General features: G+C 68.5%; 16 protein-coding genes. 11 read left to right on the forward strand and 5 right to left on the reverse strand.

Annotation, left to right across the window (positions count from 1 at the left end; translation table 11 throughout):
• Positions 1–22 precede the first annotated feature (22 nt).
• Genes WU80_RS03420 through WU80_RS03430 form a run of 3 tightly spaced genes read right to left on the reverse strand, consistent with a single transcriptional unit; the run spans position 23 to position 6,734 of the window.
• Positions 23–3,631, reverse strand: a complete 3,609-nt coding sequence (locus WU80_RS03420; RefSeq protein WP_055401427.1) for a murein biosynthesis integral membrane protein MurJ — start codon at positions 3,629–3,631, stop codon at positions 23–25.
• Positions 3,628–6,003: a hypothetical protein gene (locus tag WU80_RS03425; RefSeq protein WP_055401429.1), complete on the reverse strand. Its 2,376-nt coding sequence runs from the start codon at positions 6,001–6,003 to the stop codon at positions 3,628–3,630. The genes WU80_RS03420 and WU80_RS03425 overlap by 4 nt, the downstream gene beginning before the upstream one ends.
• Positions 6,000–6,734, reverse strand: coding sequence for an NUDIX hydrolase (locus WU80_RS03430; protein ID WP_055401431.1), 735 nt, complete (start codon positions 6,732–6,734; stop codon positions 6,000–6,002). The genes WU80_RS03425 and WU80_RS03430 overlap by 4 nt, the downstream gene beginning before the upstream one ends.
• Before the next feature lie 112 nt (positions 6,735–6,846).
• Here WU80_RS03430 and WU80_RS03435 point away from each other — a divergent pair, with 112 nt between their 5' ends.
• From WU80_RS03435 to eccCa, 11 genes are all read left to right on the forward strand, one after another.
• Positions 6,847–8,283, forward strand: a complete 1,437-nt coding sequence (locus WU80_RS03435) for a CCA tRNA nucleotidyltransferase (protein WP_055401433.1) — start codon at positions 6,847–6,849, stop codon at positions 8,281–8,283.
• A gap of 24 nt (positions 8,284–8,307) precedes the next feature.
• Positions 8,308–8,817 carry a hypothetical protein gene (locus WU80_RS03440; RefSeq protein WP_055401435.1) on the forward strand — a complete coding sequence of 170 codons (510 nt, stop codon included), beginning with the start codon at positions 8,308–8,310 and terminating at the stop codon, positions 8,815–8,817.
• Positions 8,818–8,932: 115 nt separating this feature from the next.
• A complete protein-coding gene (locus WU80_RS03445) occupies positions 8,933–9,262 on the forward strand; it encodes a DUF2563 family protein (RefSeq protein ID WP_055401437.1) in 330 nt (109 codons plus the stop codon).
• Between the two features lie 343 nt (positions 9,263–9,605).
• Positions 9,606–10,013 carry a hypothetical protein gene (locus tag WU80_RS25235; protein WP_369808484.1) on the forward strand — a complete coding sequence of 136 codons (408 nt, stop codon included), beginning with the start codon at positions 9,606–9,608 and terminating at the stop codon, positions 10,011–10,013.
• A gap of 439 nt (positions 10,014–10,452) precedes the next feature.
• Positions 10,453–10,899, forward strand: coding sequence for a hypothetical protein (locus tag WU80_RS25240; RefSeq protein WP_369808485.1), 447 nt, complete (start codon positions 10,453–10,455; stop codon positions 10,897–10,899).
• Positions 10,900–11,301: 402 nt separating this feature from the next.
• Positions 11,302–11,691, forward strand: a complete 390-nt coding sequence (locus WU80_RS25245; RefSeq protein WP_369808486.1) for a hypothetical protein — start codon at positions 11,302–11,304, stop codon at positions 11,689–11,691.
• 1,390 nt (positions 11,692–13,081) lie between these two features.
• A complete protein-coding gene (locus WU80_RS26605) occupies positions 13,082–13,840 on the forward strand; it encodes a DUF5631 domain-containing protein (RefSeq protein WP_369808487.1) in 759 nt (252 codons plus the stop codon).
• Between the two features lie 127 nt (positions 13,841–13,967).
• Positions 13,968–14,915 (forward strand): hypothetical protein, encoded by a 948-nt coding sequence (locus WU80_RS03455; protein ID WP_369808488.1) that lies wholly within the window; start codon positions 13,968–13,970, stop codon positions 14,913–14,915.
• 212 nt (positions 14,916–15,127) lie between these two features.
• Positions 15,128–15,943, forward strand: coding sequence for a transglycosylase (locus WU80_RS03460; protein WP_055401440.1), 816 nt, complete (start codon positions 15,128–15,130; stop codon positions 15,941–15,943).
• A 2-nt stretch (positions 15,944–15,945) separates the two neighbouring features.
• Entirely contained in the window at positions 15,946–17,433 is a 1,488-nt protein-coding gene (gene eccB / locus WU80_RS03465; RefSeq protein ID WP_055401442.1) for a type VII secretion protein EccB, read from the forward strand.
• A 2-nt stretch (positions 17,434–17,435) separates the two neighbouring features.
• Positions 17,436–21,641 carry a type VII secretion protein EccCa gene (gene eccCa / locus WU80_RS03470; RefSeq protein WP_055401444.1) on the forward strand — a complete coding sequence of 1,402 codons (4,206 nt, stop codon included), beginning with the start codon at positions 17,436–17,438 and terminating at the stop codon, positions 21,639–21,641.
• On the opposite strand, the gene WU80_RS03475 is transcribed toward eccCa, so the two are convergent.
• Both WU80_RS03475 and WU80_RS03480 read right to left on the reverse strand, forming a co-directional pair.
• Complete coding sequence (locus WU80_RS03475; protein WP_055401446.1) at positions 21,616–24,483, reverse strand: RND family transporter; 2,868 nt, start codon at positions 24,481–24,483, stop codon at positions 21,616–21,618. The two genes, eccCa and WU80_RS03475, sit on opposite strands and share 26 nt — an antisense overlap.
• A complete protein-coding gene (locus WU80_RS03480; RefSeq protein WP_055401448.1) occupies positions 24,476–24,856 on the reverse strand; it encodes a hypothetical protein in 381 nt (126 codons plus the stop codon). The genes WU80_RS03475 and WU80_RS03480 overlap by 8 nt, the downstream gene beginning before the upstream one ends.
• Between the last annotated feature and the right edge of the window lie 3 nt (positions 24,857–24,859).

Consider the following 24,859-nt stretch of genomic DNA (forward strand, 5'->3'; position numbering starts at 1 on the left):
GCGCGGATATGTTGAAGCGCCGTCAGGAGGCGGCCTGGACCGTGATCTCCGAGAATCCGGCCTGGCTCTTGCCGTTGGTCGTGCCCAGCGTCGAGATCCACACCAGCAGGTTCGACGTCGGTGCGCCGGCCCGGACCGGGATGACGTTGTGACCCGGCTTGAGCGTGAAGGCCGGCGCCAACACGGTGGTGTCTTTCAGCGACGACGGCGACGCCGTGGCCGACGAGCGGATCTCGACCTTCGTCCCGCTGCTGGGCGTGTCGATGCTGACCTGTCCGACCACCGTGGGGTTCGGCAGCTGCAGCATGAGGCCTTCGCCCTGCTTGAAGCTGGGGAACGGAACCGCGTCGGTGTAGACCTCGGTAGCCCAGGCGGTCGAGGGATCACCGTCGATCGCCTGCCCGGCCGTGTCCGCGTTGTCGGCGTCACCGTCGGGGGAGTAGACCGTCGCCTTGGTCGGCTTGACGACGCTACCGGCGGCCGCGGAACTACCGGTCGACGACGAGACGGACGACGACGGGCCGTTCAGCCCGAGCTCGTCCTTGTTGAGGCCGCCGCCGACGTTGCCGAAGATCTTACTGACCACGGATGCCAACACCAGTAGCGCCACGATGATGACGGCGAGGCCGGCGCCCATGCCGATCAGCAGGTTGCGGCGCCGGCGCGCGAACGCCGCCTCGTCGTGCCCCGCGGACTCGCGGGCGGTGGCCGGCACGGGCGAATCGTCGATCGGGCCCAGCACCTCGGTCCGGTCGGCCACCGCGGTCGCTTGCTGCAGCAAGTTCAAAAGCGTTGAGGCGCTGCGTATTCCGCCGTCCTCTTGAACCGCCCGGACCGCGACGGCCGAAATCTGGAAGGGGATTTCGCGGTCGATGACCATCGGTTCCACCGGTTGACCGGTCGAATCGCGTTCGGCCGGGGCGAGCCCGCTTCGCACGCTGGACTCCGCCAGCGGCCACCGGTTGACCAGCAGCGCGTAGAGCGCGGCACCGATGCCGCGGATGTCGCCCTGGGGGTTGGCGTCGGGCATGGTCGCGGGGTACGCGAGGACGACGTCGCCCTCGATGCTGACGCGCACCCGGCTCGGGTGATCGATCGACAACGCGACGCCGGCCCGGTGGGCCGCGTCGGCGGCCGCCGCCAACGACTGCATGGCCCGCACGGCGCCGACGGGCGACGGCGCGGTGTCCGCCACCTCCTGCAACGAGCCGCCCCGCACCCACTCGGACACCACCAGGCCGCCGTGGCCGCTGTGGACCACGTCGAGCACCCGGGCGATGCCCGGCTTGTCGATGCGGCTGAGCCGCAGGGTGCGGGACAGGATTTCCTGCAGCACCTCCTCGGGCAGCGCCCCGTCGGGGTCGACGAAGGTCAGCGCCACCTGCCGGTCCAGCGCGGTGTCCAGCGCCTGCCAGAACTGCAGCGGCGGGGCGCCGCCGTGGAACACCAGCAGGCGATACCGGCCGCCGGCGATGCGGGCGCCGGGAACCAGGTGGACGTCGTCCGCTGGCGGGTCACCGCCGCGTTCCCGGGGCGGTTCGAACGGGGCGGGCCCGCGCCGCGATTCGGGCGCGACGTCACCGTTGCGCTGGTCGGCCTTGCGGGGCGTCGGCGGCGTGGATTCGCGGTCGGCGGGGATGTCGGGCTGGAAGTCGTCGGCAACCGGTCGTGGCAGCTCGGCGCCCGACGCGGCGCTGTCGACAGGGCGGTCGGTCACCTCCGGTCCTTTCGCTATCCGGGCTGGGGTTGCCCGCTCCGGAGATCTGCGCTGGATCGGCTCCTGGACCGCATTTACCCCAGGCGGGGACGAATTCCTCTGCTCAGGGTACGTGACCGACGATCCCTGCGGTGTTACCGGTTTGCGGGTGGCCGGCACGCGGCCGCCGAGACGCCGCCTGACGACGTCCAGCGCGGCCCGCGCCTCGGGGACATCAGCGCGGAGCATGACCGCGGCCATGATCGGCAGCATGATCAGCCCCAGGATCAGCAGGCGCAGCAGCGAGCCCGCGCCACCGCCGTGCGCGGTCAGCCGGTCGAGTCCCGTCAACCGGTCGGCCACATGGGCCACCAATCCGGCCAGCAGGGAGGCGGTGATCGTGACCAGGATCGTGCGCAGCTCGCCTTTGCCGATCAGGTGGCCGCCGGTCGGTAGCAGGGTATGCCGCAACAACAGGTAACCGATGATCGCGCCCGCCAGAAACCCGATGCCGTTCGCGAGCCCGAGATAACCGGCCACCAACTTCGGGTCATGGGTCAGGTGCGGGGCCAGCACCGAGCCCACGATCTTGACTGCGGTGATGACGAGGATGATCACGATCGGCGTCCAGGGCTGCTCGCGTGCGTAGAAGACGCGGAGCTGAAGCAGCACCAACCCGTACGGGATCAACGTGAACGCCGAGAGCGCGATCGCGGCGCCCAGGTAGCCGGCGTCGACCCCGCCGAAGTGACCGTAGGCGAACAGCGCGCTGCCGATCGCGGGGCCGCCGACGGTCATGAACGCGACGATCGGGATCAGTGTGATCAGCGTCAGGCGCGTGGCCAGCGACAGGTCGGCGAGCACCGCCTTGGTGTCGTCGGCGGCGGCATTGCGACTCAGCCGCGGCATCACCACGGTCAACACCGTGACGCCGATCATGCCGAACGGCAGCATCAGCACCAGCCAGGTGTAGTTGTAGATCGCGGGGCCCGACGCCGCCGCCGTGCTGGCGATCTGGTTGCCGACCACCAGGCCCAGCTGGCTGATCAACACGTAGACCACCATCGCGGCGGCCATCGTGCCGAAGCGCTTGAGCCGCTCGTCGATTCCCCACAGGGGGCGCAGGTCGACGCGTTGGCGCCGCAGCGCCACCAGCAGCACCGCGGTCTGCGCGAAGACGCCGAGCGTGGTGCCGATGCCAAGGACCAGCAGCTTGGTGTTGCCCATCCGAACGGGGTCGACCGACAGCTTGCCGGGCACCGCCGCGTACACCGCCAGCGTCACGAGGGCGACGACGTTGTTGACCACCGGCGCCCACGCCGTGGGCCCGAACACGTTGCGGGTGTTGAGGATTGCCATGAAGACCGACGTCAGCCCGTAGGCCAGGACCTGGGGGAGCAGCAGGTAGGCGAACGCGGTGGTCAGCGGCTCGTTGACCTGCGGGACGCGGCCGAGCATGAGCCGCACCAGCAGCGGCGCGGCGAGCACCGACAACGCGGTCGCCAACACCAGCAGCGCCGTCGTCAGCGTGACCAGGCGCCGCACGAAGGCCGCGCCGCCGTCGGGGTCGCTCTGCTCGGCGCGGGCGAGCACCGGCACGAATATCGCGGTGAAGGTCGCCTCGAGGACCAGGGCGGCCACCAGGTTCGGCAGCTGGTTGGCCACCGAGAACGCGCTGGACAGCGCGGCGCCCAGGATCGCCGCCAGCAGAACTACCCGGGCGAAGCCGGTGAGCCGGCTGACCAGCGTGGCGAACGCCATCGCCCACGACCGCGACACCAGCGCGGCGTCGGACAGTTCGGGGCGCCGGCGATCGACGCCCGCAGGGACGGGTGGCAGGGGGCCGGTGGGCGGCGAGCCGGGGGTTCGGGGTCGCCGCGGCGGCTGCGGCAGGCGGTGGTGTTGCCGCGCGGCCTGCCCGTGGGCGGGATTCATACTCGGTGCTCGTGTTCGACCCGGTCGTCGGCCGCTCCGTGCGCGCCCGCGGCCCGGGCGCCCGGCGGATCGGGCCGGTCCAAATCGGCGCGGTCGGGCTGGCCGCGGAAGCGGTGCCACAGTCGCCGCCCGGCCAGCAACACCAGCACCGCCGCGGCCGTCATGGTGATCGCGAACAGGACCTTGCCGTAGGCATTGGAATGCACCGACAGGCGCACCGGGTCGCCCAGCCGCATGCCGTCCGGGGTCCGCAACGTCACGTCGATGGCGACCCGCTGGGTGAAGTTCACCTCGATCGGCACCCGCAGCGGCAGGTATCCGGGCGGCAACTCGATCTGGCCGACGTCGGTGACGGTCATGCCCGGTGGTGCGTCGACCTGCAACCGCACCCGGATCGGGACGGCCAGGCCGTTGTGCAGCGCCAAGGGGAGCGGGCTGTGCTCGGTGGCCAGGGTGTAGGAGCCGCCCGGGTTGACGATCGTGACGGCGCCGAACAGATCGTTGATCGTCTTGCCGACGACGGCCAGGCGCTGCTGGGCCATCCCGTTGCGGGTGTCGGGGGGCTCGGATTGGCTCAGCGCGCGCAGCATGTCTTCGCGCAGCGGGGCGGTGTACTGAATGCCGGTCAACCCGGTGCGTTCGTCGGTGCTCAGCGCCGACGTCAGCCCCCACAGCCGGCCGACCTGCCCGGCGACCGCGGCGGTGACGTCGTCGTCGAAGCGGCCGCGCGCGGAGGTGTCGGCGCCCACCGGTTCGGACGGCTCGGTGCGGGCCGCGGCCTCGGCGACCACCGCCGGCAACGGGCGCGGGACCGCCAGGCCGGAGCGGATGCTGGTGGTCAGCGCGGTCAGGATGACGTGCGCGTCGTCGGCCTGCAGGTTCCAGGTCGCCGGCGGGACCAGGATCTGGGTGCGCGGCGCGTCGTCGTGGCGCAGGGCGTGCCAGAACATCGAGCCCAGGGCGTCTTGGCGGCGCGCGGTCACCGAGTCATGGGACAGCCGGACGCTCAGCGAGGGGTCCAGGTAGGTGGGGATCGCCGGTGAGCTTCCCGCGCCGGCCAGTGCGGCGCCGACCGCCGGGTCGAAGGGGGCGACCACCACTTGCGGGGAGACGCGCCGGGGCGCGGTGTCGACGTTGGCCTCGGCGGACGCGTCCGTCGCGGACAAGTTGGCCGCGGCGACGGCGACGGTGCTCTCGTTGGCGCCGAGCAGGTTGACCGCGCCGTTGGTCAACGGCCCGTCAGGCAGCAACGTGGCCCCCCGCACGGATGCCACATCCAGGATGCGGTCGACGATGCTATTGACGCCGGTGGTGGCGGCGGCGCTCAGCCCCCGATCGTTGACGCGCTGCAGGGCTCCCAGGTCGGCTTGCGCGTAGGGCAGCGGCGCCACGCAGGTGCGGTGCGCCAGGGCCCGCAGCCGGTTGAGCCACTCGACCGCGGCGGCTTGCCCGGCGCCCGGATGGGTCGGCGTGCCGGGGAGTTGAGCGGGGCCGTCGGGCGAATCGGACACCACGTAGCCGGCGGTCATCGCGTTGATGGTGACCAGCAGGTCGGGGTCCACGGCCAAACAGAGTGCCCGGCCGACGGCGCCGTCGGGGTCGACGTCGTGGCTGGTGGCGACTTCGGCCGCCGACAGCAGGACGTCCAGCCGGCCGCCGCTGGCCAGCGAGGTGGCCAGATCGTCGTCGACCAGGCGCACCGGGATGGTGCCGCCGGGCACGCCCGGCGCGAGCCGGGGCCGGTCGGCCAGCGGCCACAGCATGGTGATCCACACGGGTTTGGACGTGTCGGGCGCGACGGCCGAGCCCAGATCACCGCCCTGGTCGGGGGGAACCCCGACGACGGGCAGCAGGAAGCGGGCGTTGTCGAGCCGCGCGGGGGCGCCGTAGTCGGGCGTGGCGTTGACGTTGACCAGGACCGGGTAGATGCCGGGCTGGTCGATGCCCAGCGACTGCTTGGTCAACGAGCGCAGGGGCGCCGACAGGGTGAAGCCGACCTGCTGGCCCCGCTGCAACTCGGGAGCGACCGTGAGGAAGTCGGCGGCGGGCTGGTACTGGTCGGTGTCGCCGTCCAGGGTGGTCCGCAGGCTCGCCGACGCGGTGACCGCCCCCGCGTGTTCGAGCCGGACCATCACGTCGCGGACGGGGCGGTCGCCGATGTTGGTCACCATGCCGCTGACGGTGACGACGGGTGGACTGGACGTGGTGACCACGTCCGGGGTGACTTGGTCGATGCGGACCCGGACGAAAGGTGTGGTGCCGGGCTCGCCCGCACCCGCGCGCGGCATGACGGGACCGGTGAGCATCGCAAAGCCGGCCACGATGCCGATCACCGCCGCGAGGCGCAACAGGCAGAGTCGGGATGCCGTCACGGCCCGGGCCCGTGGCCGTTCTTCCGGCTGGTGGCCGGCTTGTCGGCGTGCCGGGTCCGCGAATGCGTTTGCGGGCGGCGCCGGGGAGAGGTCGGCGGCAGCGGCGGCAGCGCGGCGGGGCCGTCGCTCTGCAGCTTGTCGATCAGCTCGTCGGCCACGCGGGCCAGACGACGTTCGTCGGCGTAGGCCAGCTTCGACGGCAGCTCGTGGATGGGTACCCAGGCCACCTCGGCCACTTCGAGGTCCTCGTCGGACAACTCGCCGCCGGAGAAGCGCATCAAATAATGGTGGACCGTCTTGTGGACGCGGCGGCCGTCGGTGACGAACCAGTAGTCGATGCGTCCCAGCGCGGCCAGCACGCTGCCGCGGATGCCGGTCTCTTCGGCGACCTCTCTTATAGCGGTCTGTTCGGCGGTCTCACCGAGTTCGATGTGGCCCTTGGGCAGCGACCACAACATCCGCCCTCGCCGATCGACGCGGCCGATCAGCGCGGCGACCTGGGCGTCACGCGGACCGTCGAGGCCGTCGATGACCAAGCCCCCGGCGGAGGTTTCGTGCACGGTGCGCAGCCGATCCGGCGCGCGGCGAGGCGAACGGGATCGGCGCGATTTCGTCGCCGTCGAGTCCGCGGGCGCTTGGCCGTTCGTTTGGTTCTCGGTCGAACTTGCCGCCCCACGACCGCGCCGCCGCCCCCGGCGTCGACGTGGCTTGCGTTGTTCGCCGTCCGACACCCAAGCGATAGTAGCTGGCACGACATCGTCTCCCAGGACATACTCGCCGCTAGCGGGCCGCGCGATGGCGCACCGCGGTGAGGGTCGCGCCCGCCTACTAGGCTGATCGAACGTGCCCGAAGCCGATGTCGAGCTGCTCGCCGCCGCCCAGGTGGCCCTGAACCAACACGCGCCCATGCTGCGCGAGTTGGGCTCGGCGTTCGAGGGCTCGGGACACGAGCTGTACCTCGTCGGCGGCTCGGTGCGAGATGCGCTGCTGGGCAGGCTGAGTCCCGACTTGGACTTCACCACCGACGCCCGCCCGGAGCAGGTGCAACAATTTCTGGGCCGCTGGGCCGACAACCTGTGGGACACCGGCATCGAATTCGGCACGGTCGGCGTCGGCAAGGACGGCCATCGCCTGGAAATCACCACGTTCCGCGCCGACACCTACGACCGGATTTCCCGTAACCCCGAGGTGCGGTACGGCGACCGCCTCCAGGACGATCTGGTGCGCCGCGATTTCACCGCGAACGCGATGGCCGTGCGCGTCACGCCCGACGGGCCGGGTGAATTCCTCGATCCCTTGGGTGGTTTGGCGGCGCTGCGTGAACGGGTGCTCGACACCCCGGCGGCACCGTCGGTGTCGTTCGGTGATGACCCGCTGCGGATGCTGCGGGCGGCGCGGTTCGTTTCGCAGCTCGGCTTCGCCGTCGCCCCGCGGGTGCGCGAGGCGATCGAGGAGATGGCGCCCGAACTGGCGCGGATCAGCGCCGAGCGGGTGGCCGCCGAGCTCGACAAGCTGCTGCTCGGCGACGACCCGGTGGCTGGCATCGACCTGCTGGTGCAGACCGGCATGGGTGACGTGGTGCTGCCTGAGGTCGGCGGCATGCGGATGGCCATCGACGAACACCACCAGCACAAGGACGTCTACCAGCATTCGCTGACGGTGCTGCGGCAGGCCATCGCGCTGGAGGATGACGGCCCGGATCTGGTGCTGCGCTGGGCCGCGCTGCTGCATGACATCGGCAAGCCCGCCACCCGGCGGCATGAAGCCGACGGCGGCGTGAGTTTTCATCATCACGAGGTGGTGGGCGCCAAGATGGCGCGAAAGCGGTTGCGGGCGTTGAAGTATTCGAAGCAGATGATCGAGGACGTCTCGCAGCTGGTGTATCTGCACTTGCGGTTCCACGGGTACGGCGAGGGCAAGTGGACCGATTCGGCGGTGCGGCGCTACGTCACCGACGCCGGGCCGCTGCTGCCCCGGCTGCACAAGTTGGTGCGGGCTGACTGCACGACGCGCAACAAGCGCCGGGCCGCGCGGCTACAGGCGAGCTACGACCGGTTGGAGGAGCGGATCGTCGAGCTGGCCGCCAAGGAGGATCTGGCGCGGGTGCGTCCCGATTTGGACGGCAACCAGATCATGGAGCTACTCCACATCCCGGCGGGCCCGCAAGTCGGCGAGGCGTGGCGTTTTTTGAAGGAGCTGCGGCTGGAGCGCGGACCGCTGTCCGCCGACGAGGCGACCGCGGAACTGCTGAACTGGTGGAGTTCGCGGGGGAACGCGTAGCGCCGGTCGCGCGTCCGACTTGCCATGGACTACTGCATGGCGGGCGATGACGGCGCGGCGGCGATCTGGCACCGCCAACTCGATCTGGACCTCGACGGTGACGGCCGACTCGACGCTTTCGGCCTGGACTTCGACGGTGATGGACTGCACGACGACGCGTTCGCGGATCTCGATGGCGACGGCATCGCCGATCATGTGGTGCTCGACGTGGACAACGACGGCACTCCCGAGGCGTACTTCACCGACGATGGTTCGGGAACGTGGGGGATCGCCACCGAACAGGGGCGGCAACTGCGATGGCTCGGGCTCGACGGTGTGGAGCACACCGGCGGCCCGCTGGTCGACTTCGACGGGCACGGCAGCGCCGACGACCGGCTGTTTGATACCGACAATGACGGGCTGGCCGACCGGGTGCTGTGCGCCGACGAGGGCGGCGTCAGCGGGTACGTCGACACCGACGGCGACGGTAAGTGGAACGTGCGGCTGACCGATTCGGACGGGGACGGTTTGGCTGACGGCGCGAGCGCTCTGTGAGTTCGTGTCCGGGAGACGAGTGAATTGACCGTCGCGGGCGGGGTATTTAGCCTGGTCAGTAGCGGCGTCTTGAGCTGATGGAGTTGTCGCCGCGGTCGACGAGGAAGGGGTGGCAATGTTCGTTGACACGGACCTTCTGCACACCGGAGGCAACGACTCGCATCGCGCTGGTGGGCACGCACAAGAGGGCGCCGATCAGCTTGCGCGGGGGCCGCTGGCATCCGGCATGTTCGGCGACTTCGCCGCCGCCGATTCTTTTCACGAGGCGCTCGCCGCTGCGCACACGCGACACGTTGAGAACTTGCAGGGCCACAAGCAGACGCTGACCGATGTCGGTTCGAAGGCGCACTACGCGGCCCGAGGGTTCACGAGTATGGACCAGCACAACGCCGGCGAAATGCAGGCTGTGCGACCGGGTTCGGGAGCTCCGACGTCGCGGGTGTGAGGCCTTGATCGGGTAAACGCGCCCTTCAAGCTGGTCGGCTATGTCGAACCTTCGATTCCGTTAGAAGTCATTGGGTGACAGCTCGCTGTGCCAGTGACGCCAGCGTCGCGTTGCGGCCACAATTCGGCGGCGATGCGGGATGTACGGGGATAATTTCAAGAGAATGACTTCTACACGAGGTGATACGAGGGAGGACTGCGTGGGGGATCGGCCTCCGTACAAAGCTGGGGAGCCACATGTCGGCCCGCCTGTGGGTCCGTGGCAGCAGCCGGCGTACCCGCCCCAGCCCCTAAAACGTCCTCAAACTTGGCCCGCGATCGCTCTATCAGCAATTGCTGTTCTGTTGGCCATCGGTGCTCTGGTTGTCGCATTCACGCGCTCGCCCTCTGCTACAGCGCCGGCCAGCTCTCCAGAACCCAAATACACGCCTGCTGAAAGTGCTGCTGCGCAGCAACAATTGTGCGACGTATATAAGGTCCAAGCGCGCACCGTTCGGTCGGATACTGCTGGTACCGACGAAGCGCTGGCCCGCATTTCCGCTACCAACGGGGCGGTGATGCTCTATAACGCTGCCGCGAATCCAGCTCTTGACGCGAAGTACCGCGACTCCGCACGCGCATTGGCGACGGCCTACGGCAACGTGTCGGCGTTGGGAAGTAAGGGCGTCGCTACCGATGCAGAGTGGCGCACAGTGTTGGACGACGCCAACGCAAAAGATACGGCGATGAGAAGTCTGTGCGGAGGTGGTTGACTCTGCCCGTTGCCTCCCTCAATCGATAGGGCTGCCGTCGCCTATCGGTTGGAGGTGATGCCGTCCGAGGATTCGCCAGCATGGGTATGCACGCGGTGCGACCGGATCGGAGGCTCCGGCCTGGCGGTGCTAGGCCTGGGGCAAGGGTTGCGCAGGCCGGCCGGGTTTCGGGGCCGATAAACAAGGTCTGATCGGCATCACGCCAACGGCTACTACATTCATCGCTGGTGAGGGCGCCATTGGTTCGTTGAGGTGCAATGGACGCGCAGAAATCCAGAAGGTCGCTCCGCAATGACCGGGGCATTGAAAGGAGGGCGAGATGGGGGACCTGCCTCCAAATTTTCGCGGGGAACCGCCTATGGGTGCGCCGCCGGCTCAGTGGCAGCCGTCAGTTCCACCTCTTCCTCCACGGCGTTCATACACGTGGCTAGCGACCGCGTTGGCCGCGATCGCCATCGTGCTGGGAGTCGCCGCTCTAATCGTCGCGCTCACTCGACCCACGCCCAATTCCGTTGCAGGCATAACGACTACGACATCTGCTGCGCCCACGTATAGCGCAGCAGAAGTGGCGTCCGCGCACAAGAAGCTTTGTGATGTCTATAACGCGGCCGCACGGGCCGTGCAAATAGAAACAAACGGTGACAACCCGGCTTTATCGGGCGTTGCGGTTGTGAATGGTGCGCTGATGCTAGAGCACGTGGTAAACACCACCCCGTCAATCTCTCCTGGGGACCGAGCTGCCGCCCTCACGCTCGCCGAGGCCTACAGCAACTCTCAAGCCAGAGCTGCGTCGGTGCAGCAGCGTGACGATCCTGTGTGGCAGTCAACGATCGGTGACGTCAATGCCAAGGATGCTGCTATGAAGAAGGTCTGCGGCGGCGGGTGAGCGGCGTCGGTGCGCGCGTTCAGATGGTTTGACTCGCAGCGCGGTTCGACCGTGCCTCTGCAGACATGCGGCTGACAGCGCTGAAGTCGCGCGGAAGAACTTTGACGATGCGATGGTTCAACGGCCCTCAGTGAATTGCTGCAGTTCCTCGTCTCCACCACTATGGAGGTTGGCGGCTATACGGTTGATTTGGCATCAGCCTCGGCTGATCTGAGAAAGACTCTCGGAGGGAGATATATGGTGGCGAACCAGCCTCCTTGGGGATCCGGACAGCGGCCGATGCCTCAGCCGCCGGCGGCGACTTGGAGTCAGACCTATTCTGGCCCGCCAGTCTCGCGGTCAAGCCGATGGCAGCTGATAGCGCTGGGATTGACGTCCGCGATAGCAGTAGCTGCGCTTGCTGTGGGATTGACACGCCCCACGGTGGCACGCTCTCCTGCGATCTCCAGCACGCCCACGTACACCGCAACTGAGGTCGCAGCGGCGCAACGACAACTCTGCGATACCTACGGTTTGGCCGCGCGGGCAGTCCAAGTCGACACCAATGGAAGCGATAAGGCGTTCGCGCGTATCGCCCTTACTAATGCTGCCGTTATGCTGGGAAATGCTGCGGCGAACCCGGCGCTCGATGCCGAACATCGGAACGCTGCGCAGGCACTCGCGACGGCGTACTTGTCCGACACCGCGAAAAGCAGCGAGGGCGCGGCGACCGAGACTGAATTCCGCGCAGCAGTTGATGATGTGAACGCCAAGGATGCCGTCATGAAAAAGGTATGTGGTGGTGGGAGTTGACCTTCCGCCCGGGATATGGACAGCGGCGTTAATTGGTCCTTGGTGGACAGGACCGCCGATTGACCTCCGCGCCGGCGCTCAGCACTGGAGCCAGGCATGTCTCGAGCAACAGCTCTTTTCGCAGGACTTGCGCACCCAATGGACATTGGTGGCTGCACATAATCAGGGCCACACGGCGGACGACCTCATATCCAGATATCAACAAGGCGAGAAGTTCCACATGGACCTTGCCGAGAAATATCAAATCAAGGCTGGAGCTTTTGACTCGTCTGCAGATGCAGTCGACTATCTGCGAAGCCGGTTGACGGAAATTGCCAATGAGGGCAACAAAGAGATAAACGCGATACTCGCGTCTAAAAAGCCTCTGCCTGAAAAAGTAGCGGAGGTACAGGCAGTGCAGTTGCGATGTAACGGCGATGCGGCGAACGCGAGCATGAACGCAGGCGACAAACTCACGGCGGCAACGCAGAAGATCCTCGATGCTGACGGCGTCGGTTCCGACGCGCGAACATGGGCCCGTGAGAATGGCTTTGGCTTAGAGAATCATCCACCACCGCGCCCGATCACCGATCAAGACCTCACTCATACGCTGCCAAGTGCAGGCGGTTCTAACCGGGCCGCCGATGGCGGCGGGGGACACGGCGTTGGAACAGAGCCACCCCCACCGGGACCAGGCGTTGCAAATCGAACCGGCGGAGGAAGCAGCCCAAATCTTTACGGAAGTGGCGGTCAAACGTCGGCTCCGGCTGCCGGTGCATCCAACTGGAGCGGCAATGGCGGATCGCTGCCGGCCGGATCGCCAGTCGGACCTGGCGTCCACATGCCCGGCGGTGGCGGATCGATGTCGCCCGGAATGCCTGGAGCTCCAAGTAGTCCGATGACTATGTCACCCGCAAACTTAGGCCAAACCGGCTCACCCAACTTGGCGCAATCTTTCGCTTCCGGCATGGCAACGGGGCAGCCGGCAGGTGCTGGTGCACAAGGCATTTCGTCAGGCGCAGTCAACGCGATGGAATCCGGCACACCGCCGCAAGCCGGGCCACCGGCGGGCACGCCACCGGTCGCGCCGACCGCACCCAGCGCCGGAGTCTTCATTCCACAGGCCACTCCGGCTGACGCGGCCCCGCCGCCCTCTCCGGCTGCCCCAGCAACAGGAGCCGCTCCGGTGGCGCCGGTAGTGACGGGCGGATCGTGGTCTGGAACGCCGGCCTCGCTGTCCGGCGGCCCGAGTGTCCCCGCCGGCCCATTACCCGCATATGGCTCCGATCTGCGTCCCACGGTTGCCGCGCCGCCTGTCACACCATCAGCTCCGGCCGGACCGGTGTCGGGAGCGCCGGTCGCGCCGTCGCCGAGTTCATCCCCGTCGGCCGGGGGTCCTGTTGTTTCGCCGGTGGAGCGCGCAGCGCAGGGAGCCGCCGGCGCTCAGGGCGGCGCCAACTCGTCGAGCATGGTCGGCGCGTCAGCTATGTCGGCGGCGACCGGCGCGACGGCCGGTGCGGTATCGAGCAGGGCTGCCGAGCAGCAGCGTCTCCAGCGCCTCGTCGATGCGGTGGCCCGCCAGGAGCCGCGGCTTTCATGGGCGGCGGGTCTGCGAGACGACGGCACCACCACCCTGCTCGTAACCGACCTCGCTGGCGGATGGATTCCGCCGCACGTCCGCTTGCCCGCACACGTGACGCTGCTCGAACCGGCCGCACGCCGACGGGACGCGAACGTGGTCGATCTTCTGGGCGCGGTCGTGGTTGCCGCCGCGCACGAGCACAACACCTACGTGGCCGAATCGGACCCGGAAGCACCCGCGCTGAGCGGCGATCGGCCAGCCCGCGCGGCCGCACCGCCAGTGGACGAGCTAGGACCCGCGCTCGTCGAAGCCGTCCGACGACGCGACGGCTTGCCACGAATTGCGCAGGCGCTCGTGACGCCAGCGGTACGAAAGACCGGGGTGCTCGAGAACGAAACCGGGCTTCTGCGCAGTTGCATCGGCGATATCCAGAATTCGGTGCTGGCGGCATACCCCGACCACGATGCGTCCGCTGTCGGAGACTGGATGCTCCTCGCGGCAATCGAGGCATTGATCGACGGGCATGAATACCTCGCGAACTATCACCTGGCCTGGTTCGACGTGATCAGCCATCACAGTGCCGCCTAGAGCACCTCGAAAGTCGAGGTGAATACCCATTGCGGCGCGTTATGCCAAAATGGTGCTAACGAATCGCGTGGTGCGTGAGTGCACACGAAGCGGCTGCAGACTTGGCAAACGGGGTGGAGGTGAGGCAATGACTGGGGGCGGCGGCACCATCAAAAACACCCCGGCCGTGCTGGGCGGACTGGCCGGTGCCCCCGAAGCGCCGGCGCCGATGCCCTTCCCCCTCTCCGCGGGCGGAACCAGCCAGACCGACATACTCCGGGGAGCGCTCGGAGCCGCCGGCAACGGCGGGGTCCCGAAAGACGCCGCCGACGCCGCAGCGGCGGATGCTGACCGCCGCGCCCACGCAGCCGACGCCGCAGCGAAATTCCCCGCCAATGAAGCGGATTCACAGCAGCAGATGCAGAACGTCGGCCAGCAAGCCCCGCAGATGATGCAGCAGATGCTGCAAAGCATCACCGGCGCGCTGGGCGGCGCGGTCGGCGGCATCATGGGCCCGCTGACGCAGCTGCCCCAGCAGGCGATGCAGGCCGGCCAAAGCGCCATCCAACCGCTGATGAGCGCGGTTCAAGGCGCCCACGGCGCCGGCCTCGCCAGTGACCCGCATCTGGTCGACAGCGTCAAACCCGACGCGGGCCTCGGCGGCGGCGCGGGCTCGGGCGGCGGCGGCGCCGGCCTCGGAGGTGGCGGCGGAGGCACCACCCCAGCCAGTTCCTTGGGCCCGCCTCCGGTGCCCAGCTCGTCCCCGCCGACGACCCCAGCCGGAGCCTCCAAGGCGGCAATGCCGCCGCCGGTCAGTGGCGCGCCGACCACCACTGGCCCCGGCGGTATGGGCGGGATGGGGATGATGCCCCCCGGCGCGATGGGCGGCCACGGTGAAGGCGGCAATAAGGAGAAGCCACCGGAAAAGCGGATCTCCGCCCCGGGCGTGCCCAACGGTCAGCCCGTCAAGGGCCGCCTGACGATGCCGCCGGCCGCCCCCGGGCCCAAGCCTGGTGAGGACAAGCCGACCGTCGTCACCAACCGGCCGAATCGCCGAATCGTGATCATGCCGAGCGAGGACGAGCCGAAGGAATAGGCGGCACCGCAAGCCATTCCCACGCCCTTGATGGGTGAGTGGTCGGGTCAACCGCCCAGCAGTAGGGTCAAACGAGCTCGTTATTGACAGCGGAACTGCCTATTCGTGCATGCTATTGAGTACGGATTTTCGCGACCAAGGGGTGTGGGAGCAGCTCGAGTGTCCAGGACGGATGGACGCATAGGGGACAAGCGTTGACTGATCCGCTGACGATGCGGGCGGTCGCGGCGCTGTCCCGCGGCCACGGATTGTTTGCGCGCGAGACCATCGCGGCTCCGGTCGACCGCGTGTACGAACCCCGCGAGCTCAAAACCGACGGCCTTCCTGGCGCCGCGGCGCGAAGGTCCATCAACACGCTCGACGACCTCCGCAGCTCCACCGAGACCGACCGTGAACTCGCACGAATCATGACCGCGGCCCGCGCCGATCACGCGCAAGCGCGGGCGGCCACCCGGGCAGTACTCGACGACGCAATCGCCGACGCGTCGGCCGACACCCCGATGGCGCATCGCGAGGCGATGGCCCGAATGGCGGCGCGGTTACGCGCCCAGCGCCGCCACATCCTGATATCCCGCCGCCGTGCCCGGTTGCACGCGTTAAAGCTGCGGCACCTGCGCTACCGACGAAGGCGAGAACACATGCAGGGCACCGGCCGGCCGGCCGTCCTCGCGGCGATCCGCAAAGCCTTGGATATCAAGGGCATTCACGACCCGGCCGCGCGCGCCCGTTGGGAGCGCGGCATGGATCTGGTCGCCCGCCGCGAGTCCAATTACAACGCCAACGCGGTCAACGACTGGGATTCGAATGCGGCACGGGGCACGCCGAGCAAGGGCGCCTGGCAGTTCATCGGCCCGACGTTCGCGGCCTATCACCAGCCGGGAACGTCCCGCGACATCCACGACCTTCTGGCCCAGGCGTGCGCGTTCATCAACTACGCGATGGGCCGCTACGGGGTTGCCGCCGACGCGTCGAATCTGGCCGATCGGATTCAGCAGGCCGATCCTCGCCGATCACCTAAGGGGTATTGAGCATGCCGCTGAGTTTGTCGAACCGCGACCAGAATTCCGGTCACCTGTTCTACAACCGACGGTTGCGGGCGGCGACCACCCGGTTCTCGGTGCGCATGAAGCACGACGACCGCAAGCAGACCGCCGCGTTGGTGTTGTCGATCTTGTTGGTGGCCATCGGCGCCGGATGGATGTTGCTGCTGAACGTTCTGAAACCGACTGGCGCAGTTGGTGAATCATCGATCATCGGCGATCGCGATTCCGGCGCGATCTACGCGCGCATCGACGGCCGGCTCTATCCGGCCCTGAACCTGACGTCCGCCCGGCTGGCCACCGGGACGGCGAACCAGCCGACGTGGGTGAAGCGCAGCGAGATCGCTAAGTATCCGACCGGGCCGCTGATCGGCATACCGGGTGCGCCCGCGGCGATGCCGGTGAACCGGGGCGGGATTTCGGCATGGGCGGTCTGCGATACCGCCGGGCGCCCGCGCAGTGGCGAGAAACCGGTCGTCACCTCGATTGCGGGCACACTCAACGGCGGCGGACGCGCCGAACCGCTGGCCGAGGACGCCGGCCTGCTCGTGACGTTCGAGGGCAATACCTACGTGATCTGGGGCGGCAAACGCTCGCAGGTCGATCCCGCCAGCAGGGCGATCACCCTGAGCCTGGGGCTCGACCCGGGAGTGACGTCGCCGGTGGAGATTTCGCGCGCGCTGTACGACGGCCTGCCCGCGACCGAGCCGCTGCGCGTCCCCGACGTTCCCCAGGCGGGCGCGCCGTCGACCTGGGTTTCGGGCTCGCAGGTGGGTGCGGTGCTGCAGGCGCAAACCGCCGGTGGCGGCAAGCAGTTCTATGTGCTGCTGCCAGACGGCGTGCAAAAGATCACCAGCTTCGTCGCGGATCTGCTCCGCAGCGCCAATTCGTACGGGTCGACGGCACCCCGGGTGGTGGCGCCCGACGTCTTGGTGAACATCCCCCAAGTCAACTCGCTCGCGGTCGACTACTACCCGACGAAGCGCCTGAATTTCATTGATACGGCGGCGAATCCGACCACCTGCGTCAGCTGGGAAAAGGGCTCGACGGATCCGCAAGCCCGCGTCGTCATCTACAACGGCCGCGGGCTACCGGTGTATTCGTACCTCGACGACCGGATCGTGCACCTGGTGCGCGACGACCGCGACCCCGGGTCGGTGGTGGCCAACCAGGTGCTGGTGCTGCCCGGGGCGGCGAACTTCGTCACCTCGACGAGTGGGGTGATCACGTCCGACTCTCGTGAATCGTTGTTCTGGGTGTCCGACAACGGCGTTCGGTTCGGTATCGCCGCGAACGACGACACGATGCGCGCGCTGGGGCTGGATCCGGCCTCGGCGGTGCAGGCGCCGTGGCCGTTGTTGCGGACTTTCGCTGCCGGCCCGGCCTTGTCGCGGGAGGCAGCGCTCGTGGCTCGTGACACGGTGCCGGCGCTCGGCAAGGCGGCTGTGGTGACCACATCGGCGAAGGCGGGAGGCTAGGGATGTCCAAGAAAGCGTTCCCCATCAATCGGGTCAAGATCGAACCGCCGAAACCCGTTCGGGTAGCACCGAATGCGCCGATCGCCCTGCCGGAGCGCGAGCCGCGCAACATCTGGGTGATGATCGGGGTGCCGGCGCTGATCGTCGCGCTCATCGGCACCATCGTGATGCTCTACGTGTCCGGGGTGCGCAGCCTCTCCACCGGGTTCTTCCCGCTGATGGGCATCGGCGCGTTCAGCATGCTGGCGTTCTCCGGGCGCTTCGGGCGGGCGCGCAAGATCACTTGGGGCGAGATGGAGAAGGGCCGTCGGCGCTACCTTCGCGACCTCGACTCGAACCGCGACGAAATCCAGTCCGCGGTATGCGCGCAGCGCGAATGGCAGAACGCGGTGCACTCGGACCCGCGCGGGCTGGGGGCGATCATCGGCGGCCCGCGGATGTGGGAGCGCGGCCGCGGTGACGTGGACTTCCTGGAGGTGCGCCTGGGCACCGGCGTGCAACACGCGCCCGACTCCGTGTTGTCGGTGACCTGGCCCGACATCGCCTCCGACGAGGAGCTCGAACCCGTCACCGGCCAGGCCCTGCGCGATTTCATCCTGGAACAGCGCAAGATTCGCGACATCGCGAAGGTGGTCAACCTGCGGTCGGCGCCGGGGTTCAGCTTCGTCGGGGAGGACCTGGACCGGCTGCGCTCGCTGATGCGCTCGGTGTTGTCGTCCCTGGCGGTGTTCCACAACCCGCGCGACCTGAAATTGATGGTGGTCACCCGCAATCCCGAGGTGTGGTCGTGGATGGTGTGGCTGCCACACAACCTGCACGACGAACTGTTTGACGCGTGCGGCTTTAGGCGCCTGGTATTCGCGACGCCGGAGGAGCTGGAGGAGACCCTCGGTGCCGAGCTGCACATGAAGGGAAAGCGCGGCGCCTGGACACCGCTGGCCGCGGCCAGCCCGACCGCGATGGGGTCGGCGCTCGAGACCGGAACCGACACCGTGGATCTGGGGCCGCACCTGGTGATCGTCGACGACAACACCGGCAGCCCCGACGCCTGGGAGAGCGTCGTGGGGCAGGTCGGCAAGGCCGGAATCACGTTGCTGCGCATCGCATCGCGCGTCGGCACTGGAGTGGGCTTCGCGCAGGACCAGGTCTTCGAGATGGGGGAGCGGCACCCCGCGGCGGGCAACGGTGAAGTCCGAATCGGCCGCAACGGCTTCGACGCCGACGGCGAAGACGGGCGCCCGGCCCCGCTGCTGCGGGTGCGCGGCAAGTTCTTCGCTCATGCCGACCAGCTGTCGATCCACCGCGCCTACCGGTACGCGCGGGCCATGGCGCGGTGGTCACCGACCAGCCGCAGCGAAATCGCCGATTCCACCGGCGGCGCCGCCGAGTTGTTGCGCGCGCTGGGCATCGTCGATCCGCGCGAATTGGACGTCGACCGGCTGTGGGCCGAGCGGCGCGGCCGCGGCGACGAGCGCTGGTGCGAGATCCCGGTCGGCGCGAAACCGACCGGGGAGCTGCAGAACATCATCATCCGCGCAAAGGACTTCGGCGGCTTCGGGTTTCACTCCGTGGTGATCGGCACCAGCGGATCGGGCAAGTCGGAGTTCTTCCTGTCGTTGGTCTACGGCATCGCGCTGACGCATTCACCGGAGACGTTCAACGTCATCTTCGTCGACATGAAGTTCGAGTCGGCGGCGCAGGACATCCTGGGCATCCCGCACGTCGTGGCCGCCCTGTCGAACCTGGGCAAGGACGAGCGGCACCTGGCCGAGCGCATGCGCCGTGTCATCGACGGCGAGATCAAGCAACGCTATGAGCTGTTCACGTCGGTCGGTGCCCGCGACGCCAACGACTACGAAGAGATCCGGCTCGCCGGCCGGGACCTGCCGCCGGTGCCGGTGCTGCTCGTGATCGTCGACGAGTACCTGGAACTCTTTGCCAACCACGAGAAGTGGATCAATCTGATCATCCACATCGGTCAGGAGGGCCGCGGCGCCAACGTGTTCTTCATGCTGGGCGGCCAGCGGCTGGACCTGTCGTCGCTGCAGAAGGTCAAGTCCAACATCGCGTTCCGGATCGCGCTGCGGGCGGAATCCGGTGACGACAGCCGCGAGGTGATCGGCTCGGACGCGGCCTACCACCTGCCGTCGAAGGAGAACGGTTTCGCGCTGCTGAAGGTCGGGCCACGCGACCTGGAGCCGTTCCGCTGCTTCTACCTCTCGGCCCCGTTCGTCGTGCCGAAGGCCAAGGAGGTGGCGACCACCGTCGACATGACATTGACCAAGCCGCGGCTGTACAACTGGCAGTTCCAGCCGCTCGACGCATCGGACGCTGCGGCGCTGGAAGCGGCCGCCGCCGTGGACTCCGAGCCCGACGAATTCCTCTACCACGACGACGGTTTCAAGCGAAAGAAGATCGTCGACGTGTTGCGGGAATCGCTGCATGACGTTCCGCACCGGTCGCCGCGGCGTCCCTGGCTGGAGCCGCTGGAGGACCCCGAGCCCGTCGACACCCTGGTGGCGGCCTACCGGGGCAAGCCGTGGCATGTCGACTACGGCCAGAATCCGGGCCTGATGTTCCCGGTGGGCGTGATGGACATCCCCGAAGAGTCCAAGCAGATCGTGCACGCGGTCGACGCGCTGCGCAGCAATGTCATCGTGGTGGGGGCCAAGCAGCGCGGCAAGACCACCACGCTGATGACGCTGATGTGTTCGGCGGCAACGATGTACACCCCGTCGCGCGTCACGTTCTTCTGCATCGGCGGCGCGACGCTCGCCCAGGTGGCGTCCCTGCCGCACGTCACCGACATCGTGTCGCCCAAGGACGCCGAGGGCATCGAGCGGATCCTGAGCAGCATGGACGCGCTGATCGACGCGCGCGAGGACTCGTTCCGCCGGCTCAAGATCGACCTCGACGGCTTCCGCGAGCGCCGGTTCGCGCCGGGCAGCGACGGGCTGGGCGGCACCGACCCCAACGACCCCTTCGGCGACGTGTTCGTCGTGGTCGACGACTATGACGACGTCTATTCGAAAGACACCGTCCTGGGCGATCGCATCATCTCGCTGAGCAGCCGCGGCCCCGAGTACGGCGTCCACGTGATGTGCAGCGCCGGCGGCTGGATTCACGGGCAGCGGCAGAGCCTGCTGCAAAACGCCACGGCCCGAATCCAATTGCGGCTGGCGGACCCGAGCGAAAGCCAGATGGGGCACTCGTCGCTCGAGTCGCGGGACGCCGCGCGGCGGACCCTGAACCGCCCGGGGTTCGGCCTGACGGACAGCCTGCACGAGCTGCGGGTCGGCGTCCCGGCGCTGTCCGACCCCGCCACCGGCGCGCTGGTGAGCATCGTCGACGTCGGCGCGCAAATCGCCGACGTGGCAGGCGTGACGAAACACGCTACACTGCAACGGCTTCCGCGGCGCGTGGAGCTGCGCGCGATCCTCGACTACGAGGCCGCGCATCCGCGCAAAGACGACCTGTCGATCGCCTTCGCCATCGGCGAGCGCCACGAGCTGGGGCCCGTTCCGCTCCGGCTGCAGGAAAGCCCGGGCTTGATGATCCTGGGCCGGCAGGGCTGCGGTAAGACCATGTCGCTGGTGTCCATCGGTGAGGCGATCATGAACCGGTTCGGCCCGGAGGAAGCGCAGCTGACCCTCATCGACCCGAAGACGGCCCCGCACGGCCTGCGGGACCTGAGCGGACCGGGCTACGTGCGCGCCTACGCCTACGACCAGGACGAGATCGACGAGGTGATAACCGCACTCGCGCAACAGGTCCTGCTGCCCCGGCTGCCTCCGAAGGGGTTGAGCCAGGAGGAGCTCCGCGCGCTCAAGCCGTGGGAAGGCGCCCGGCACTTCGTGCTGATCGACGATGTCCAAGACCTGCGCCCGGACCAAAGCTACCCGCCCAAACCCCCGGTGGGCGCGGCGTTGTGGAAGCTGATGGAGCGCGCCCGGCAGATAGGGCTGCACGTCTTCACCACCCGCAACAGCGCGAACTGGGCGACGCTGCAGATGGATCCGTGGATGCGGTTCCAGAACTCGGCGAAGGTGGCGCAGCTCTATATGGACAACGACCCGCAGAACCGGATCAACCGTGTGGTCCGCGCCCAGGCGTTGCCGCCGGGACGAGGCCTGCTGGTGAGCGTCGACGGCGACGTCGAGGGCGTTCTCGTGGGCATGCCGTCTACCGCCCCGCTCCCACAGCAGTAGCCGTCGGAACCGCCTGCGGTGCGGGTGTTTCCGCGGCGACGGTGGCCCGACGGGGTAGCGTCCGCGGCCACCAGAACCAGCGGCCCAGCAGCGCCACAATGGACGGCACGACGAACGCCCGCACGACCAGGGTGTCCAGCAACAGGCCGACCGCGATGGTGGTGCCGATCTGGGCGATGCTGAGCACACTGCTGCTCAGCAACGTGAGCATGGTGAGCCCGAAGACGATGCCGGCAACGGTCACCACCCCGCCCGTTCCGCCGAACGCGCGAATGATTCCCGTCTTCAGGCCCGCCGCGGCTTCCTGTTTGATGCGCAGCGCCAGCAGCAGGTTGTAGTCCGCGCCGACGGCGATCAGCGCGATGAATGCGATCGGGGCGACGGCCCAGTGCAGATCCTGGTGGAGGAGGTGTTGCCAGATCAGCACGCTGGCGCCGACGGCCGATGCGTACGAGGTGACAACGGTTCCGACGACGACCAGCCCCGCGACCGGGCTGCGCAACATCGTCGTGACGATCAAGAAGATGAGCACCAACGCGGCGCCGACGAGCAGCTTGGTGTCCGCGGCGACGAAGCGCTGCAGATCGGCGGTCACCGGGCCGACCCCGGCGACGTCCACCTCCGTCGGGGTCAGGGTGCCCTCCTTGGTGGCCTCCTTGATGGCGGCGCGGACTTGGTCGGCCCGCCTGGCCCCGTCGCCACCCCACTCCGAGCCCTCGCCGTAGACCAGCAGGTAAGCGGCCCGGCCGTTCTCCGACATCAGGTGGCGCAACGTCGCGGTATACCGCGGATCGGTCAGGGCCCGCTGCGGCATGTAGAAGTCGGCGGCCGCGCTGCCCTGAAATTGCGTCGCGATCTCGTTCAGGTAGTCAGTCATCTGGTGCATCTGGGGGCCTAGCGTTTCGGTCAGGCTCAGCAGCTCGTGCGTGGCCGAACGGGCCTGCCCCAAGGCATCTTTCATCGTCGTCACGCTTTGCGGCAGGCCGGCCATCGCCGCGGCGGCGGTGCTCGATCCGGCGGTCAGCTTCGCGGCGCCGTCGTTGAGGCGCGCCGACGTCTGCACAAGGCTATCGACGGGCTGGAGCACCCGGTCCACCGTCGAACAGATCGGATTGGCGGCGCAATCGGGGGTGCGCCCGACGAAGTCCCGCAACGGGTCGAGGTAGCCCGACACCGTGGTGACGTTGCGCTGCAACCCGTCCATCCCGGCGCGCATGTCGTCCGCGGCGCCGGACATGTCCGCCAATCCCGCGCTGCCGCCGCGCAAACCGTTCCCGAGGCCGTCGACCGCGAGTTGGGTCTGCGCCAGCGCGGCGTCGAGCTCGGAGACTCGCTGCAGGCGTCGGGTCAGCGAGTCCACGGTGTCACCGAACTGGCGGCCGAGCACGCCGGCCTGATAGCTCAGCGTCGCCTGTTCGGGCACCTTGCCGTCGGGCCGGCTGGCGGACTGGACCGCCCGCACACCCGGTACGGCCATGATGTGGCGCGTGATTCGCTCGATGGCGATCAGGCCGGCCGGGTTGCGCAGGTCGTGGTCGGCCTGGATCACGACGACGTCGGGCAACAGCGCGTTGGCCGCGAAATGCCGGTCGGCGCTGGCGTAGCCGCGGTTGGAATCGGTGGCCGACGGCGTGGCGGCGGGCTCGTTGAAACCGACCCGCATGCCGGCCAGCGGCAGCGCGACCAGCAGGGTCAGCCCTGCCGCGGTGACCAGGATGGGGCCGGGCCAGCGGGCCACGGCCGTGCCGACGCGCCGCCAGCGCCGCGCCGTTGTCGACGGCCGCGGTTCGAGATACCCGCGGCCGATCGCCAGGCTCATCAGGGCGGGCGTCAGCGTCAGCGCCGCGACCATGGTCGCCAGAATGCCGATGGCGCAGGGCAAGCCGGCGCTGCGGAACGAGCCCACCTTGGCGAACACCAGGCACGCCAGTGCCACCGAGACGGTCAGCGCCGAACCGATCACGACCGGGGCGATGGAACGGTAGGCCTGCCGCAGCGCCTCCGCCGGCGCTACGCCGCGCCGCCGCCCCTCGTGGTAGCGGCCCACCAGGAAGATCGCGTAGTCGGTGCCGGCGCCCAGGGTCATGGCCGCCATCAGCGCCACCGAAAACAGCGACACCTCAACAACATTGGATTGCCCGAGCGCGGCGACGACGGCGCGCGCCAGGGCCAGGGCTAGGCCGACCGAGATCAGCGGGATGGCCGCCGCGACGGGCGACCGGTACACGACCAGCAGCAACAGCAGGATGAGACCGATGGTGGCGGCGGTGATCCCGAGCATCTGCCGATCGATCGCGGAGAATTCGTCGACGATGGTGGCGCCGGGCCCGGTGACATGGACGTGCAGGCCGGCCGGCGGGCCGAGTTTCGCGACGGTGGCGCGGACGGCGTTCACCGAGTCGCGCGCCTGGGCGGTGCCGAGCATGCCGGCGAGCCGCACCATGACGCTGACGGCCCGCCCGTCCGAGCTTTGGGCCCCGGCCGCGGTGGCGGGCTGCGACCACAGATCGGTCACCGCGTACACGTGCCGCCGGTCGGACCCCAGCGCCGCCGTCATCGCGTCGTAGAACTGGCGATCACCCGGCGTGAGCGCCCGATCACGTTCCAGCACAACGTAAACGAAGTTGTTGCTGGGCGTCTGGTTGAACACCTGGGCGGCCCGGGTGGCGGCGACGGCGCTCGGCGCGTCGGTGGGCATGAAGGATCGCGCGTGCGAATCGACCACCCGCTCCAGTTGCGGCGCCGCCAGGTTGGCCGCCGCGGCCGCCAACACCCAAAGGCCGACGATCAGGATCGCGTAGCGACCGGTCAGCCGCGCGAGTATTCCGCTTTCCTCATGCAACGGTCTGCCGATCGCCGGTCGGACCGCCGAAGAGTCCCACGGCGACGTGCTCGCCCCGGGACAGCGAGCGGACCCGCAGCGAGCGCCGCGAGCCGATCCGCACCAGGGCATGCAGGCCCGGCTCGGCGGCCTCGAGCGCAGCCCGCACCTGTTCGGCCGGGACGCCCTCGTGCGCCGCCTGATCGAGTTTGGCCACCAGCATGGTGATCCAGCGCTGTCCCAGGGACAGCAGCAGCCCCTCCTGGTCGCCGAACAGGCGAGACACCTCGGATGAGTTGGCGGCCAACGTAAGCGCCGCCTCGGGATCGGTCTCGGCGGCTTTGATCATCTGGGCCATGAAGGCCATCCGGTCGTGCAGCAGTGTCCATGTCATGAC

Origin of the sequence: Mycobacterium sp. UM_11, from assembly GCF_001414075.1 — a bacterium.
Taxonomy (GTDB): Bacteria; Actinomycetota; Actinomycetes; order Mycobacteriales; family Mycobacteriaceae; genus Mycobacterium.